Annotated in this window: 12 protein-coding genes; 11 read left to right on the top strand and 1 reads right to left on the bottom strand. The window is 33.5% G+C overall.

All coding sequences use genetic code 11. The features are described 5' to 3' along the window. Positions 1-150 precede the first annotated feature (150 nt). The 5 genes from ACNFIH_RS03770 (at position 151) to ACNFIH_RS03750 (ending at position 5644) form a co-directional block, all read left to right on the top strand. Positions 151-1422, top strand: coding sequence for a BamA/TamA family outer membrane protein (locus tag ACNFIH_RS03770; RefSeq protein ID WP_426485558.1), 1272 nt, complete (start codon positions 151-153; stop codon positions 1420-1422). A gap of 256 nt (positions 1423-1678) precedes the next feature. After that, positions 1679-2353, top strand: coding sequence for a response regulator transcription factor (locus ACNFIH_RS03765; protein ID WP_426485557.1), 675 nt, complete (start codon positions 1679-1681; stop codon positions 2351-2353). A 1-nt stretch (position 2354) separates the two neighbouring features. After that, complete coding sequence (locus tag ACNFIH_RS03760; protein ID WP_426485556.1) at positions 2355-3758, top strand: HAMP domain-containing sensor histidine kinase; 1404 nt, start codon at positions 2355-2357, stop codon at positions 3756-3758. Positions 3759-3835: 77 nt separating this feature from the next. Further along, positions 3836-4558 carry a hypothetical protein gene (locus tag ACNFIH_RS03755; protein WP_035644808.1) on the top strand — a complete coding sequence of 241 codons (723 nt, stop codon included), beginning with the start codon at positions 3836-3838 and terminating at the stop codon, positions 4556-4558. A gap of 138 nt (positions 4559-4696) precedes the next feature. Further along, on the top strand, positions 4697-5644 hold the full coding sequence (locus ACNFIH_RS03750) for a bestrophin family protein (RefSeq protein ID WP_035644804.1): 948 nt from the start codon (positions 4697-4699) through the stop codon (positions 5642-5644). Positions 5645-5866: 222 nt separating this feature from the next. Here ACNFIH_RS03750 and ACNFIH_RS03745 read toward each other — a convergent pair whose 3' ends face one another. Continuing rightward, a complete protein-coding gene (locus ACNFIH_RS03745; protein WP_426485555.1) occupies positions 5867-7288 on the bottom strand; it encodes a PLP-dependent aminotransferase family protein in 1422 nt (473 codons plus the stop codon). A 98-nt stretch (positions 7289-7386) separates the two neighbouring features. On the opposite strand from ACNFIH_RS03745, the gene ACNFIH_RS03740 reads away from it, so the two are divergent. From ACNFIH_RS03740 to ACNFIH_RS03715, 6 genes are all read left to right on the top strand, one after another. Continuing rightward, positions 7387-8304 (top strand): EamA family transporter, encoded by a 918-nt coding sequence (locus tag ACNFIH_RS03740; protein ID WP_426485554.1) that lies wholly within the window; start codon positions 7387-7389, stop codon positions 8302-8304. Positions 8305-8582: 278 nt separating this feature from the next. After that, on the top strand, positions 8583-10847 hold the full coding sequence (locus ACNFIH_RS03735) for an acyl-CoA dehydrogenase (protein ID WP_426485553.1): 2265 nt from the start codon (positions 8583-8585) through the stop codon (positions 10845-10847). Between the two features lie 124 nt (positions 10848-10971). Next, a complete protein-coding gene (locus ACNFIH_RS03730; protein WP_426485552.1) occupies positions 10972-12612 on the top strand; it encodes a DUF6377 domain-containing protein in 1641 nt (546 codons plus the stop codon). 208 nt (positions 12613-12820) lie between these two features. Continuing rightward, positions 12821-15037 carry a glycoside hydrolase family 3 C-terminal domain-containing protein gene (locus ACNFIH_RS03725; protein ID WP_426485551.1) on the top strand — a complete coding sequence of 739 codons (2217 nt, stop codon included), beginning with the start codon at positions 12821-12823 and terminating at the stop codon, positions 15035-15037. A 196-nt stretch (positions 15038-15233) separates the two neighbouring features. Continuing rightward, positions 15234-15881: a DUF1349 domain-containing protein gene (locus ACNFIH_RS03720; RefSeq protein ID WP_426485550.1), complete on the top strand. Its 648-nt coding sequence runs from the start codon at positions 15234-15236 to the stop codon at positions 15879-15881. A gap of 59 nt (positions 15882-15940) precedes the next feature. Further along, positions 15941-17077 carry an acyltransferase family protein gene (locus ACNFIH_RS03715; RefSeq protein ID WP_426485549.1) on the top strand — a complete coding sequence of 379 codons (1137 nt, stop codon included), beginning with the start codon at positions 15941-15943 and terminating at the stop codon, positions 17075-17077. The last annotated feature ends 191 nt before the right edge of the window (positions 17078-17268 follow it).

Here is a 17268-nt window from a genome sequence, read left to right as displayed (position 1 = left end):
ATTTGTTATAAAAAATATCATCACAAGCCGTCATTTATCTGACGGCTTTTTTTTATTTCAATTTTGTTGAGATGTTGTTCTAATATGTTGAAAATAAGCTATATATTTACATGTGAATTGATTATTGCTTCAAAAAATTAAAACTTTCACATGGTAAAATTTTTAAAAAATAATTATTTTCAGAATAAATTTAAAATCTTATGGTTGCTCTTTTTCATTCAATTTAATTTGAATGCTCAAACCGAAATAGACAGTTCAAAGATTTGTCCTCCTAAAACAATATTAGAAATCTTCAAAAAAAAGGATTCTGTTTATGTTGTAAAGCCCATAAAGAATAGTTTTTTTCTAATAATTCCGGCAATTGGTTCTCAGCCTGCAACTGGATTTTTTTATGGTGCGGTGGCGCAATATACTTTTAAAGGGAAAGAAAAAGCAGATAAATATTCTATTGCAAATGTTGGAATAACGTATACCACAAAAAAGCAATGGCTTGTCAATGTAAAGAACAATATTTTGCTGAAAAACAACAAGATATTCTTGAGTGGCGATTATCGGTTATATATATTTTCGCAGCCAAACTATGGCTTAGGAACCAATATTATTCCACCTCGGCGAAATCAGGAACCGGGTTTCAGCATTGATTCTATTGCCGAACCAATGGATTATAATTATTTCAAATTTCATCAATCCGTTTCTTTTCAGGTTCGACCAAATTTTTATGTTGGTGGCGGTATCAATATCGATTGGTATTCCAGTATTGTTGATAAATATCTTGATGTTGCCAACGGAAATTTGACTTATCACTATAATTATAGCCAACAATACGGATTTAATGATAAAGAATATTTTTTGAACGGAATGAGTCTTAATTTGGTTTATGATTCAAGAGATAACCAAGTAAATGCAAGTCACGGATGGTTTGCCAATATTAATTACCGTTTTAATCCAGTTTTGTTTGATAATCAAGAAGTAAGTAATGTTTTGTATGCTGAGTACCGAAACTTTATTCCGGTTTCGCAAAAAGATAAAAGATACATTTTGGCACTTTGGACATATGGACAATTTGTTACTAAAGGAAAAGTTCCGTATTTGAATTTGCCAGCAATTGGTTGGGATCAACGCAGCCGAAGTGGGGAGGGCTATACACAGGGATTATTTAGAGGAACAAATTTGGTTTACCTGGCAACCGAATTCAGATTTCCAATTACCTGTAATCAAATGTTCAGCGGTACTGTTTTTACAAACTTCGTAACAACAAGCAATCCAGATACCAATACAAAGCTTTTTGAATACGTACAGCCGGCTTTTGGTTTCGGACTTCGTATTTTAATAGACAAAGCAACAAGAACCAATCTTATTGCTGATTTGGCCTGGGGAAATAATTCAAAAGGTTTTTATTTGAATGCAGGCGAAACTTTCTAGTAATTTTCTGGACTGTCAGCTTTGACGGCCAATAACTTTATAAAGCACACAGATGACGCGGATTGGACAGATTTTCACTGGTATCAATATAAGAATCCGTTTCCATCGGTTTAAATCTGTGTCATCTATGTCCCATTTTCCAAAGCAGTTCAAGTAAAAGCATAAAGTTCCTGTTCATAAATAAATCATAATTTTTAACTATTCTGATTTACATTTTTAATGTCAATCCCTATTTTTGTTGTATATCCAAATTTAGATGAAGTTACTAATAGTCGAAGACGAACCAAATCTTTTGTCGATTTTACGAAAAGGATTTGCGGAAAACAATAACGAAGTAAGTGTGGCACTCGATGGCAAAACAGCTATGGAAATGATTCACAATTACCATTTCGACGTTGTAGTTTTAGATGTAATGCTTCCGGATATTAACGGAATCGAAATTTGCAGAAGACTACGAGCCATCAAAAATTTTGTACCAATTTTGCTTTTGACGGCCTTAGGAACTTCTGAAAACATTGTTACAGGACTAAATGCAGGTGCAGATGATTATCTTGTAAAGCCTTTTAAATTTGGCGAACTCGATGCTAGAGTAAATGCTTTACATAGAAGAGCAAATCAGGATACAGAAAGAATCGATAAAATCATAATTGGTGATTTAGAAATTGACGGAAAAGCCAAATCTGTAAAAAGAGATGGAGAAGCAATTGTTTTGACCGCTAAAGAGTTTAAATTATTGTATTATTTAGCCAGAAATGCCGGCAGAATTGTTTCTCGTGATCAAATTCTGGATAATGTCTGGGATATTAATTTTGATATGAACACAAATGTTGTAGACGTTTATATCAATTATTTGCGAAAGAAAATTGATAAACCTTATAAAATCAAACTGATTCATACTATGAAAGGTTTAGGTTATGTTATACAGCTATAAGATGGATATAAGAAAAAAAATTACGTTCAATTATGTAGCTTTATCGACCTTTAGTACGTTATTGTTATGCATCATTGTTTTTGTTTTATTTAGAGAAAATAACCGTTATCACTTTTTAAAAAGGTTGGAAGACCGTGCTAAAATAGTAGCTTCGATTCATTTTCAAAAAGATCCCGAAAAAATAAAATACTACAGCAATCTAAAAAAAAATGGGCTGGAAGAACTTATTGAAGAAGAAGAATATGTTCTTAAAATAAACAGTGCCAATAGTTTTGATTACAATACAAAACTGAATTTACCTAACGAGTTTTATACCAATATTCTAAATACCGGAAAAGATTATTTTGAAATCAACAGCAAGTATTATTTAGGTCAGGTTTTTACTGAGGACAATCAAAAATACATTGTTATTGTTGGTGCAAGAGATCGAAGAGGAAAAACAACGAGTATTTATATTATAAAAATATTGCTTTTTGGTGGTATCGGATTTGTGCTTTTGGCTTTCTTTTTAGGTCGTTTTTTAGCAAAAAGAGTTATTGATCCTGTAGCGAGAATTACAAAAGAAGTAAACCGAATCAGTGCGTCAAATCTTCATAATAGATTGCCAGAAGTCAAAAATTCAGATGAAATTTCAGATCTGACACATACTTTTAATGATATGTTAGATCGATTGGAAACTTCGTTTGAAATTCAGGCCAATTTCATAAATAATGCTTCACACGAATTAAAAACCCCAATTACGACTATTATTGCCGAGTCGGAAATTATGCTTTTAAAAGAGCGTCAGGTTTCTGAGTATATTGAATCTCTGCAAAATATTTATAGTCAAGCATCAAGATTAGGAAATTTGACCGAAAGTTTGCTGAAACTGACTCAAACAGGTTACGATGGGAAAAAACAGGTTTTGGATATTGCAAGAATTGATGAACTCTTATTGGATGTAAAATCTGATTTGGATAAAATTTATCCAGACAACCGCGTGAGCATCAAACTTAACTTTGCGCCAAAAGATTCTAATTTGCTTTTAATTCCGTGCAACAAACCACTTTTAGAATTGGCAATCAACAATATTATTACCAACGGTGTAAAATATTCTGATAATAATGAAGTTTTTGTAACGCTTTCGGCTAATAAGGAATCGATTAAAATTGCAATCAATGATATCGGAATCGGAATTCCTCCAGAAGATATTCCACATTTATATGAGCCTTTTTTCAGAGGAAAAATTGCAACTAAATATATTGGTTATGGTTTAGGACTTCCTTTGGCATCTAAAATAATTCGCATGCACGATGGCGAAATTCAAGTGCAATCTGAACAAAATAAAGGAACAATCGTTACCATTATTTTCAATAAATCAAAAATCAAGAAAAACAACATTAAAAATTCTAATGTTGAATCTTAGAAAATTCTAATTTAAGATTAATACCCTTCTAATTTACAGGGAGTTATTTTGTAAGTATAAACTAAAAGATTATACTTATGAAAAATATCCTTATACCCACTACTTTAAAAAATGATACAATTTGCGCAGTAAAATCTGCCGTAAATCAAAGCAAAGATTCGGCTTGTGAAATCATTTTATTAATGGTTGCCGAAACTCCGGATTCATTTTCTTCTTCATTTTATTTGCGTGAAATGAAAACTGGACTTACCATCAGTCAGGAAGAAGTTTTGGAAACTTGCAGATATATAGTAGAGCATACGCCAAACTGCAAAATAAAAGTACACAACCAATACGGACTTTCATCGCCAATTTTCAAACGCGTTATTGAGCATTTCTCAGTTAAATTGGTGATTTTGACAAATTCTTATAAACAGGAAACAAAACGTATTCATCAATATTTGATTCAATTGGCTGGAAATCAAAAATGTCCAATTCTGCATTTAGGAAATGAGAACTTAAAAGAAGATTTCACAAAAGCACTTTATATTGAAAATGGCAGAGCCAATATGCATGTTAAAGATGTACAGCAATTTTTAAATGAGAATTTCTCATATGAAATTGTAAGTCAGACTTCTAAAATTGATGATGATTACGAAAATCTTGCTCCGTATTTATCTGAAGCAATTTCGAAATATGAAATCGATTTGTTAGTTGAAACGCGAAAAGGCGAGAAAATCAAATTCAAAAAAAAGAAAAAAGAAAACATCAATGAAAAACTTGGACTTCCAGTTCTTTCATTGTACGAAGAGATGGCGTAAAAAGTGATTAGCTCTTAGTAATTAGTGAATAGCTATAAAACATAACTTTTAAGATTGTTTATTCAACTAAAAGACTAATCACTAAGGACTAATTACTAATCACTAAAAAGAAGAAAACATTAATTTAAAACCGAAAATATGTTATTAAAGAAAAGAATACCAATGAAGTACGTTCTCGGGAAAATTAAAGTAGAAATTGTACTTGTGTTAGCGTACACGATTTTATTCGAGATTTTTCATTACTATTTTATCAATTTGCCCGTAGATATTCCTATTGCAATTCCAACAATGATTGGAACAATTATATCATTATTGTTGGCTTTTAAATCAAATCAGGCATATGACAGATGGTGGGAAGCCCGAATTGTATGGGGTGCAATTGTAAATGATTCCAGAACATTGATTCGTCAGGTTTTGACATTTTATAAAGATCCTGATTTTTCTGTTGAAGCAAGCGAATTCAAGGAAAATTTTGCAAAAAGACAAATTGCTTGGTGTTATAGTTTAGGGCAGGCGCTTCGAAATAAAGATGCCGTAAAACCGCTAGAAGGTTTGATGAGTGATGAAGAAATTAGATACATCAAAAATCATCAAAACATTCCGAATGCGATTTTAATGTTGCACGGAAGAGATTTGCGAAATGCTAAAAATGATAAGCGATTTAATACATACCAGCAAGTTGAAATCGACAATACTTTATCGCGATTATGTGATCACATGGGAAAATGCGAAAGAATTAAAAATACGATTTTTCCGACTACTTATAGCATGTACATCAGATTGACTCTGTGTTTATTTATTCTGTTATTGCCGTTTGGATTAACGAGTGTATTAAGCTGGTTTGCAATTCCGTTGATTACAGCAATCGGCGCGGCGTTCTTTTTGATAGAAAGAATGGCAATTCATTTGCAGGATCCGTTTGAAAACAGGCCTACAGATACTCCGGTAACTGCAATTGCAAATACAATTGAAAAAAATATTAAGCAAATGCTGAACGAATACCAAAGTGAATTTGATATTCTGAAAGAATTTGATTTAAATGAAGTACCTAAAAAGGCAGATAAAAATGCCTATTATGTTTTATAAGATAATTGACTTGGTTTCTCAATTTGTTCCAGGCAGCGTTTTAATTAGTGGCGCTGTCTGGTTTTTTATTTTTTTTTTGATGTAACCTCACAGTTTTGTCATTCCGAGGAACGAGGAATCTCCACAAGAAACTCCGTCTAGAAATTCGCCAATCTTTGTCGAGCTACTCGCGGAGATTCCTCGTTCCTCGGAATGACAAACTAGACGCGGACTATTGATGTCTTATAATTGTTTTGCTAATCTTCCCAATATCTGAATAGAAGTTCGCAATTCATTTGTCCAAGGAAGACCAAAACTCAAGCGCATACAATTTGAAAACTGATCCTGAAAAGAGAAAATTCTTCCTGGTGCAATGCTAATATTGTGTTTCATAGCCAAATGATAAAAGGCCGCTGTATCTATTTTTCTATCCAATTCAACCCAAAGAAAAAATCCACCTTGAGGCTGGCTGACTTTTGTTCCTGACGGAAAGGATTCTAAAACTGTATTGATATAATTATTGCAGTTTCGATTTAAAATCTGGCGTATTTTTCTCAGATGATTCTCATAACGGCCATTTTTAAGGAAATCACCAACAACTTCATGCGTAATCGTAGTTGCAGAAATGGTGTGATACAATTTAGTTCGCAATATTTCTTTTTTAAATTTTCCTGGCGAAACCCAGCCAACACGATATCCCGGCGCCAATGTTTTAGAAACCGAACTGCAACATAAAACAATACCGCTTTCGTCATAGGTTTTGCAATTTGTAGGTCGGCTTGCGCCAAAGTACAAATCGCCGTGAATATCATCTTCAATTAATGGGACATTATAAAAATCCATTAAACGTACAATTTCTTTTTTATGTTCGGCTGGCATCATACTTCCCGACGGATTACTGAAGTTGCTCATTAAAACACATGCTTTTACTTTATTGGATTTAAGTGTTTTTTTAACGGCTTCCAGTTCTATTCCGGTTGTCATATTGGTTGGAAGTTCCATTACATACAAACCTAAAGATCTGGCCAATTGAAGAATACCAAAATAAATCGGACTTTCAGTAATAATAGTATCTCCGGGTTTTGTCAGCGTTAACAAACAATCAGAAATGGCAGATATACAGCCGGGAGTTGTAATAATATCCTCTTCAGTCAAAGAACCGCCCCAGGTAAATGACCAACGCGCAATTTCTTTTCTCAAATTGTTGTTTCCCTGAATTTCCTCATAACTTGTCCCGCTGTTTGGCAATTGACGCATCGCCTGAACCATTCCTTTGTTCAGTTTGGCAATTGGCAATAATTCATTTGAAGGAAAACCAAGGGAAAGCATCGTAACATCTTTCACTCTCATATCTCCATAAACCAAATCAAGCAAATCTTCGCGATCGATATTTTCAACTTTTAATATTGGCTTGCTTGCAGAAGGTTCTGCAATAACTCTGGCAGAAACATTGCTCACATAATAACCAGATTGCGGACGTGATTCAATCAGTGATCTGCTCTCGACTTCATAATAAGCTTTACTGACTGTACTCATGCTATAGCCAGTTTCGGCACAAACTTCCCTTATCGACGGCAATTTGTCGCCAACGTTTAAAAGACCAGACTTTATCTGCTTTTCAATAACATCTGCAAACTGTAAATACAAGTAATTGGAATTTTTCATAAAAATAAACTGTTGCGTTGCAATTTACAAAAACTGTATCTGTATTGCTGTTTTATTTTTAAGAAATTTGCCTCAACATAAAAGAAGAAATAGAAATCGTGAAAACATCAAAATATTATACTGCTGCGATTACCGCTTATACTGTCTGGGGATTTTTCAGTTTGGTTTTAAGACCAATTCATGATTATCAGTCTTTGGATATATTATTTTTTCGAGTTTTCAGCTGCAGTATTTTAATGCTACTGATCGCTTTTCTTTTTAAAAGAAGCAAAATAAAAGAAACCGTGGGGAGTTTCAGAGCGCTTTCTTCTTCAGAAAAGAAGAAAGCAATTTTGCTTAACATCGGCGGAAGCTTCTTTTTAATGGCAAACTGGTTCACTTTTATTTATGTAATGAATCATGTGAGTGTTAAAGCAACTTCTTTGGCCTATTTAGTTTGCCCGATTTTAACAACTTTACTGGCTTATTTTTTATTGAAAGAAAAGCTAGCTAAAACACAATGGCTTGCCGTTGGATTAAGTATTTTAGGTTGTTTGTTGCTGTCTTATGCAGATATCATGGATATGTTTTTCAGCATCATTATTGGACTAACGTATGCTTCTTATTTAGTAAGTCAGCGAATTAATAAAGGTTTTGATAAATTCATTGTGCTAACATTTCATATTACTTTGGCAGCGTTGGTTTTATTGCCTTTTTACCCAGCATACAGCGGACCAGTTCCTACTGAATTTAAATTTTATTTTTTCATTGAAACGATCGCAATTGCGTTTACCATTATTCCTTTGTTTTTGAATTTATATGCGCTTTCAGGGCTTCCGTCTTCAACTGTGGGAATGTTGCTAAATATAAATCCAATGATTGCTTTTATGTTGGCTGCTTTTGTATTTAAAGAACAAATCAGCACTTTGCAGATTGCAGCTTATAGTATAATTTTTATAGCGGTGTTAGTTTTTAATTCACATCATATTTTTGCTCTAAAACAAAAATATATCCTGTCATCTAAAGATTCTCAATAAAGTAATCTTGCATTTTTTATTGGTTTAAAACACAAAATTACGAGAATCTTAACAGGGTTTTAAAACAGGAATGATTATTTTTCATTCCTGTTTTTTTATTTAAAAATAGACCACAGATTTCACAGATTAAACGGATTATTTTCTTTATGCTGAAAAATAGCCATGAATTCACATTTTTTTATAATTAATTTGTGAATTAGCGGCGTTAAAAAATCTTTTCAATCCTTTTAATCTGTGGCAAAAAAATAAAAACTATTTCCAAATCGATTCTAAAATTTATGAAAAATACCAAACTTCAAGCCTTTATTCCGTTGTTTTATCTTGTTTGGTCAGATGATTTACTGACTCAAAAAGAATTTTCAACTTTAAAAGAATTCATCAATTCGCTTTCTGCTTTATCTTCAGAGGAAAAAGAACTTCTTCTTTCAAAAGTTGATGTTTCAAATCCGCCTTCGCGAAATGAACTCACACAATGGAAATTAGATATTGAAAAAAGTATTCAGGATAAATCTTCTATAAAATCTGTTTTTGATATTGCAAAAGCGCTTTCTGGCAATGATTTGGATTTAACGCCAATAGAATCAGATTTTACAAAATTGGAGAATGATCTTGGGATTTTAGGCGAAGAAGCATTGCAGAATTTCAAAACAAAAGCAAATTCGTTTACAGCAAATTCGCAGACATCTGAAAATTTTGATATTAATAAAATAACCGAATTATTAGACGGAAAAGAAGCTCCAATTATAAAAAGAGTAAAATCAATTATTTCCCGACCTGAATTTGCTTATGAAACTTCTACAGATATTAATGTTTTCCGCCAAACGGTTTACAATTGGTGTAAAATTTTAGCCGAAGAAAACTTAGGAAATATGGCTTATCCGAAGGAATATGGCGGAGGAGGAAATGTAGAAGATTATTTTGCAATTATGGAAACGCTGAGTTATCACGATTTGAGTTTGGTGATAAAATTTGGTGTTCAATTTGGACTTTGGGGAATGAGTGTTCAGTCTCTTGGAACCGAAAAACATTATGCTAAATATTTAAAAGATATTGGTTCTCTAAAACTTCCCGGATGTTTCGCCATGACTGAAACCCATCACGGATCAAATGTAAAAGGTTTAGAAACTACAGCAACTTATAATCACAGCAATCAGACTTTTACAATTCATACGCCGAATAAAAATGCCCAAAAAGAATATATCGGAAACGCTGCTGTTCACGGCCAAATGGCAACTGTTTTTGCTAAATTAATTATCGACGATCACGATTATGGCGTAAATGCTTTTGTGGTGCCTTTGCGTGATTCAAATGGAAATGTTTTAAACGGAGTTACAATTGGAGATTGCGGTCATAAAATGGGCCTAAACGGCGTTGATAACGGAACAATCAGTTTTGATAATGTCGTAATTCCGAAGGATAATATGCTGGATCGTTTTGCTTCTGTTAATGAAAAAGGAGAATTCGAAAGTCCAATTCCGAGTGATAACCGTCGATTTTTCACCATGTTGGGAACTTTGGTAGGAGGAAGAATCGGAATTCCCCGTTCAGCTTTGGCGGCAGCCAAATCAGGATTGACCATTGCCATTCGCTACAGCGATCAAAGAAGACAATTTGGTCCAGAAGGCGGATCAGAAGTTCCGATTTTAAATTACAGAATGCATCAGCGAAGATTATTGCCGAATTTGGCTAAAACATACGCGGTTCATTTTGCACTTCAATATCTTACCAATAGATTTTTGAATAGAACAGAAGCCGAAATGCAGGAAATAGAAGCCTTGGCAGCCGGATTAAAATCATATTCAACCTGGAGTACAAGAGAGATTTTGCAAGAATGCCGTGAAGCTTGTGGTGGAAAAGGATATTTATCTGAAAACCGAATCGATGCTTTAAAAAATGATACTGAAATTTACACGACTTTTGAAGGAGATAATACCGTTTTAATGCAATTGGTAGCTAAAAACCGTTTGTCTGAATTCAGAAAATCGTTTGGAGAAATGGGATCGCTTGGCATCATTAATTATGTTTATGAAAATGCTAAAACGGCATTGTCAGAGAAAAATCCAATCGCAACCCGAAGAACGGAAGATGAACATTTGTTAGATGCCGAATTTCATCATCAAGCTTTTGTACACAGGGAAAAAACAATATTAGCATCGGCGGCAAAACGTATCAAAAAATTAGTTGACGGAGGATTAGAAGCTTATGATGCCTTTAATGTCGTACAACATCAAATGATAGATGTGGCACAGGCGTATTTGGAACGAATTGTTTTAGAGCAGTTCCAAGAAGCTTTGAAGACAATTTCAGATGAAAATTCGAAACAAATATTGACCAAATTGTACCAGTTATTTGCGCTTTCGCAGATCGAAAAAAACAAAGCCTGGTATCTTGAAGACGGTTATATGGAAGCAGTTAAAACAAAAGCGATCCGTAAAATAGTAAATCAGTTATGCTGGGATATCCGCCCAGATGCTGTGGCTTTGGTAAATGCTTTTGATATTCCAGAAAGTTGTCTTTCAGCTCCAATTGCAGTTAAATCATAAAGTTTTCTGCCACGAATAAGCAAAGCAAATTCGTGGCAACTAAAAAAAACTTAGAACCTTAGCATCTTAGAACCTTAGTATCTCATTATATTTGCTTTTCTAAAAACTATCGACCACCACCAAATTGAAAAACCTTTTACTGTTTTGCGCTTTATTGCTTAGCTTTCCAATATTTGCTTTGGATAGCGAAGACATTATTTTGGATAAATTAAATGATGCTTTAAAAAATAAACAGCATTATGTAGAGCTTAAAGAAGAACGAATTTTAAACTTCAAAAGAATAAAATCGGAGAGCTTAACTCCAGAACAGGAATACAGTTACAATAAAACGTTGTATTTAGAATATCAGAAATTCAATTCGGATTCGGCTATTCGGTATGTAAAAAAGAATATCAAAATTGGCGAACAACTTCAGGATAAAAATCTTCTCAATTTAGCACAATTAGAATTGGTTACGCTTTATTCTTCTTCAGGAAAATACCGCGAATCTGAAGCTATTTTAAAAAGTATCAATAAAAACAAACTGGCTTTAAGCTTATTGCCAAATTATTACATCGCCTATCGCGAATTTTTCGAACACTATGCTGCAAATAGTTATAATGACGAATACCGCCAGCAAATTGGAAAATATCGTGATTCGCTTTTATTGGTTTTAAAACCTAATACTTTAGATTACAAAATCACGAAACTTACGCAGGATCTTTTTCATAAGAAATATATCAACACGCAAAAACAGCTTGAAAACCTACTCAAAACTACAACCGAAGATAATCCGCAATATGCTATTATCACCTATCTCTTAGGAAAAATTAATGAAGCAACTCACAATCTGGAACTTCGAAAAAAATACTATGCACTTTCTGCAACGGCAGATTTAAAAAATGCGAATAAAGACAATGCTTCTCTGCAGGAATTAGCGTCAGTTTTTTATGAAATTGGCGATGTCGATATGGCTTATAAGCTTACACAATCGGCAATTGAAGACGCGCTTTATTGCAATGTTCAATTTAGAACGCTTTTAATGTCAGAGGTTTATTCAATTATCAATACCGTTTATTTGGAGAAAGAAGCAAAACGAAAAACAGAATTACAATTTTATTTGATGTGTATCAGCTTATTGTCTGTGTTCTTGATTGTTGCGATAATTTACGTTTACAAGCAAATGAAAAAGGTTTCGAGAATTCGTGGAGAACTTTATGAAACCAGTCAAAAATTAGCCGAATTAAACAAAGATATTACTCAAACAAACGAGCAACTTAAGGAGACAAATTCGCAATTGTCTGAATCTAATCATGTTAAAGAAGAATATATAGCGCACTTTTTCAGTCTTTGTTCTACTTATATCAATAAGCTGGAAAACTATCGCATTATTTTGAATAAAAAAGCGACGGCAAAACAGTTTGATGAAATTTATAAAATATTAAAATCAACGACTTTGGTTGATAACGAACTTGAAGAACTTTACAAAAACTTCGATATTATCTTTTTGAATCTTTATCCAACATTTGTAAAGGATTTTAATACACTTTTAATTCCTGAAGAACAAATTGTATTAAAACAAGGCGAATTGCTAAATACTGAATTAAGAATTTTTGCTTTGATCCGACTTGGAATTATAGATAGTGTCAAGATAGCAGCATTTCTTCGTTACTCTTTAAGCACAATTTACAACTACCGAACCAGAGCTCGAAATAAAGCTGCAGTTTCTCGAAATGATTTTGAAGAAATGGTGGCAAAAATTGGTTCAATGGCCTTGAAATCATAAGAAAATATTTTAAAAGCACTACTTTTTTTGCTATATTTTTTTTGTTATTTAATTGATAATCAAATGTTTGATTTTTTAATTCACTACTTTTTTGCGTTTAAAAATGTAACATGTACGATAACGTTTTAGTTTTACAATATTATTAAAAGGTACAAATGACTACTAGAGTATCTTTAATTAAAATTGAATGCTTAAATAAATAATAGTTATGTTTAAAAACGTTAAAACAATCGTTGTTTTAGTTTTATTGAGTTCATTCGGATTGAATGCACAAAATAAAGTTCCGGTTTATCTTGATGATAAAAAGCCAATTGATGAGCGTGTAGAAGATGCGCTTAAAAGAATGACAACTGACGAGAAAATTGCCATGATTCATGCGCAGTCAAAATTTAGTTCGCCAGGTGTAAAACGTCTTGGAATTCCAGAAAACTGGATGACCGATGGACCACACGGAATTCGTACCGAAGTAAAATGGGACGAATGGGATCAGGCTGGTTGGACAAACGATTCTTGTATTGCTTTCCCGGCACTTACGGCACTTTCTGCAACTTGGAACAAAGAATTGGCTTCTTTATATGGTAAATCTATCGGAGAGGAAGCACGTTACCGTAATAAAAACGTACTATTAGGACCTGGAGTAAACATTTACAGAAGTCCATTAAACGGAAGAAACTTCGAATACATGGGAGAAGATCCGTTTTTAACTTCAAAAATGGTTGTTCCTTATATTAAAGGAGTTCAGTCAAATGGCGTTGCGGCTTGTGTGAAGCACTTCGCATTAAACAATCAGGAAACAAACAGAAATACTGTTAACGTTGTAGTTGACGACCGTGCTTTATACGAAATCTATCTTCCAGCTTTTAAAGCAGCTGTACAAGATGGAGACGCGTGGGCTATTATGGGATCTTACAACAAATACAAAGGACAGCAATGTTGCCACAATGAGTTTTTGTTAAACGATATTCTTCGTAAAGAATGGGGATTCAAAGGAGTTGTAGTTTCAGATTGGGGTGGTGTTCATGATACTAAACAAGCTATTTACAATGGTTTGGATATGGAATTTGGTTCTTGGACAAACGGACTTTCTTGGGGAACAAGCAATGCTTATGATAATTATTATTTAGCAAAACCTTATTCTGAAATGATCAAGAAAGGTGAAGTTGGAACTAAAGAATTAGATGAAAAAGTACGTCGTATTCTGCGTTTGGCTTTCTTGACAACAATGGATAAAAATCGTCCTTTCGGATCTTTCGGAACACAAGAACATGCTGATGCAGGTCGTAAAATCGCTGAAGAAGGAATTGTATTATTGCAAAACAACAACAATATTTTGCCAATCAATCTTTCTAAAACTAAGAAAATTGCTGTTATTGGAGAAAATGCAATCAAAATGATGACAGTAGGAGGAGGAAGTTCTTCTTTGAAAGCAAGATACGAAATTACACCTCTTGAAGGATTAAAGAAAAAAATTGGCAATCAGGCTGAAATCGTTTACGCTCGTGGTTATGTTGGAGATCCAACAAGCAACTATAACGGAGTTGTGGCTAAAGTTAGTTTAGAAGAAAAACGTTCGCCTGCTGAATTGACGGCTGAAGCTTTAAAAGTAGCGAAAGATGCTGATATTGTTCTTTTCATTGGAGGTTTGAATAAAAGTCCAAATCAAGATGATGAAGGACACGATCGTAAAGGATTAGAACTTTCTTATGGCCAGAATGAATTAATCAGCCAATTAGCGAAAGTAAATAAAAACATTGTTTTCATTAATATTTCTGGAAATGCTGTGTCAATGCCGTGGGTAAAAGAAGTACCAGGAATTGTTCAAGGATGGTTTTTAGGAACTGAAGCAGGAAATGCTTTGGCAAATGTTTTGGTTGGAGATGTGAATCCGTCAGGAAAATTGACTTTCACTTTCCCAGTAAAATTAACTGATAATGGAGCACACGCTTTAGGTCAGTTTCCAGGTGGAGATGAAGTGGTTTACAACGAAGGAATTTTTGTTGGATACCGTTGGGCAGACAAACAAAAAATCAAACCATTATTCCCTTTTGGTCACGGATTAAGCTATACGACTTTTGCTTATGGAAAAGTTACTGCGGATAAAAAACAAATGAGTGCAGGTGATAAAATAACATTCTCAGTTACTGTAAAAAATACAGGAAGTCGTGAAGGATCTGAAACTGTACAGCTTTATATCAGCGATTTAAAATCTTCTTTACCTCGCCCTGTAAAAGAATTAAAAGGTTTTGAGAAAGTTTCGCTTAAAGCTGGAGAAGAAAAAACAGTAACTTTTACAGTTGATAAAACAGCTTTAAGTTTCTTTGATGATAAAAAACACGACTGGGTTGCTGAACCTGGAGCTTTTGAAGCTTTAATTGGTGCATCTTCAGCCGATATAAAATCTAAAGTGGGCTTCTCACTTCAATAATTTCATTATTTCTAAATTGGTTGGTTTGTAAAGCTGCAAGTGTAAAAATTTGCAGCTTTGCTTTTGATTTAAATTTTACCATTAAGACATTAAGGTTCATAAAGTGAAGCTTTATTTTCTTAATGTCAGCTAAGATCAAGATCATTAAGTCCAACTTAATTTTCTTTATATCTTAATGGTTTAAAAAATAAATGACATGAAAAAAAATATACTTGCCGTTTTGATTTTATTTTTTGCGTGTAAAATCTCGGCACAAAGTTTAAATAAAATGCAATGGTTTAATGAACCTGAAAAATGGGAAATTAAAAATAACGCGCTAATAATGAATGTAACGCCAAATAGCGATTATTGGCGAATTTCGCATTACGGATTCACAGTTGATGATGCGCCATTTTACTACGCAACTTATGGTGGAGAGTTTGAGGCCAAAGTAAAAATTACGGGAAATTACATCGCTCGTTTTGATCAAATGGGATTAATGATTCGTGTAGATGAGAAAAATTACATTAAGACTGGAGTTGAATTTGTTGATGGAAAATTTAATATCAGTACAGTTGTAACGCACGACAAAAGCGATTGGAGTGTAACAACGCTTGAAAAAGCGCCGCCGTTTGTATGGATTAAAGTGGTAAGAAGACTAGACGCTGTAGAAGTATTTTTCTCTTATGATGATAAAAATTATATCATGACCAGAAATGCGCCGTTACAGGATAACACACCAGTTATGGTTGGGTTAATGGCAGCTTCTCCAGATGGAAATGGTTTTGAAGCTAAATTCGAAAATTTCACCGTAAAACATCTTCCAGATCAGAGAAGATTAGAATGGCTGAAAAACCATCAATAATTGTGAATTCTAAATTATCAATTAAATTCACCATTAACAATTTATAATTCACCATTAATATGACCGATATAAAACCAAAAAAACATTACGAAATCTTGGACGGTCTGCGCGGAGTTGCTGCAATATTAGTTGTAGCTTTTCATATTTTTGAAACTTTCGCAGGCGGTAACCGTTTTAAACAAATTATCAATCACGGTTATTTAGCCGTTGATTTCTTTTTCCTTTTATCCGGATTTGTTGTCGCTTACGCGTATGATGACCGTTGGGGAAAAATGACAAAATGGGAATTTTACAAACGTCGATTAATTCGTTTACAGCCCATGGTAGTTATGGGAATGATTATAGGTGCCATATTTTATTATTTTCAGGCTTCAGATATATTATTTCCAATGATTGCAAATATGGAAGTGTGGAAAGTAATTGTAACAATGGTAATCGGATTTACGTTGCTGCCTATTCCGCCTTCATTAGAAATCAGAGGCTGGGGCGAAATGCATCCTTTAGATGGTCCGGCATGGTCACTTTTTTTCGAATATATTGCAAACATCTTGTACGCCCTAATTTTTCGCAAATTTTCGAAAAAAGTATTATCAGTTTTTGTAGTGATATTTGCCGGACTGCTAATTAATTATCTGGTTTTTGGACCAAAAGGCGACGTGATAGGAGGGTGGTCTTTAAATTTGGAGCAAATGAACATTGGTTTTACTCGATTATTATATCCGTTTTTTGCAGGTATGTTGCTTTGCCGTTTAGGAAAACTAATTCATCTGAAAGGTGCTTTTTGGATTTGCAGTATTTTGATCATTATCGTTTTGGCTTTGCCAAGATTTGGAGACGAAAACTCTTTATGGATTAACGGTTTATATGAATCTTTCTGTATTATTTTGGTATTTCCACTTATCGTTGCTATCGGTGCTGGCGGACAAATTAAAAGTGCTTTTTCGGCTAAAATATGCAAACTTTTAGGTGATATTTCATATCCAATTTATATCACACATTATCCGCTTATTTACTGGTATACGGCTTGGGTCGTGAACAATAAAGTTTCGCTTGAAGACGGATTACTTCCTGGAATTGCACTTCTGGTAGCAAGTATTGTTTTAGCTTTTGTATGTTTAAAATTATACGATGAACCAGTTAGAAATTGGCTTCAGAAGAAATTTCAGAAAAAAGGTTCTGAGGTTCTAAGAAGCTAAGGTTCTAAGTTACAAAAGAAAAAAACTTTGATTCTTTGTAACTCTGTTTCTTTTGAGCTTGATTAAAATATTGAATTTCTAATTTTGTTAGTTATAGATATTCAAAAAAAGAGGGATAAACATAATTGTTTATCCCTTTTGTATTTAAAGTTATTCTAAAAATCTGTATAAAAATAGAGAATAGAAAACTT

It is taken from the genome of Flavobacterium sp. 2, from assembly GCF_049949195.1.
In the GTDB taxonomy this organism is placed as follows: Bacteria; Bacteroidota; Bacteroidia; order Flavobacteriales; family Flavobacteriaceae; genus Flavobacterium.
This window is presented reverse-complemented; position numbering and strand designations above follow the sequence as displayed.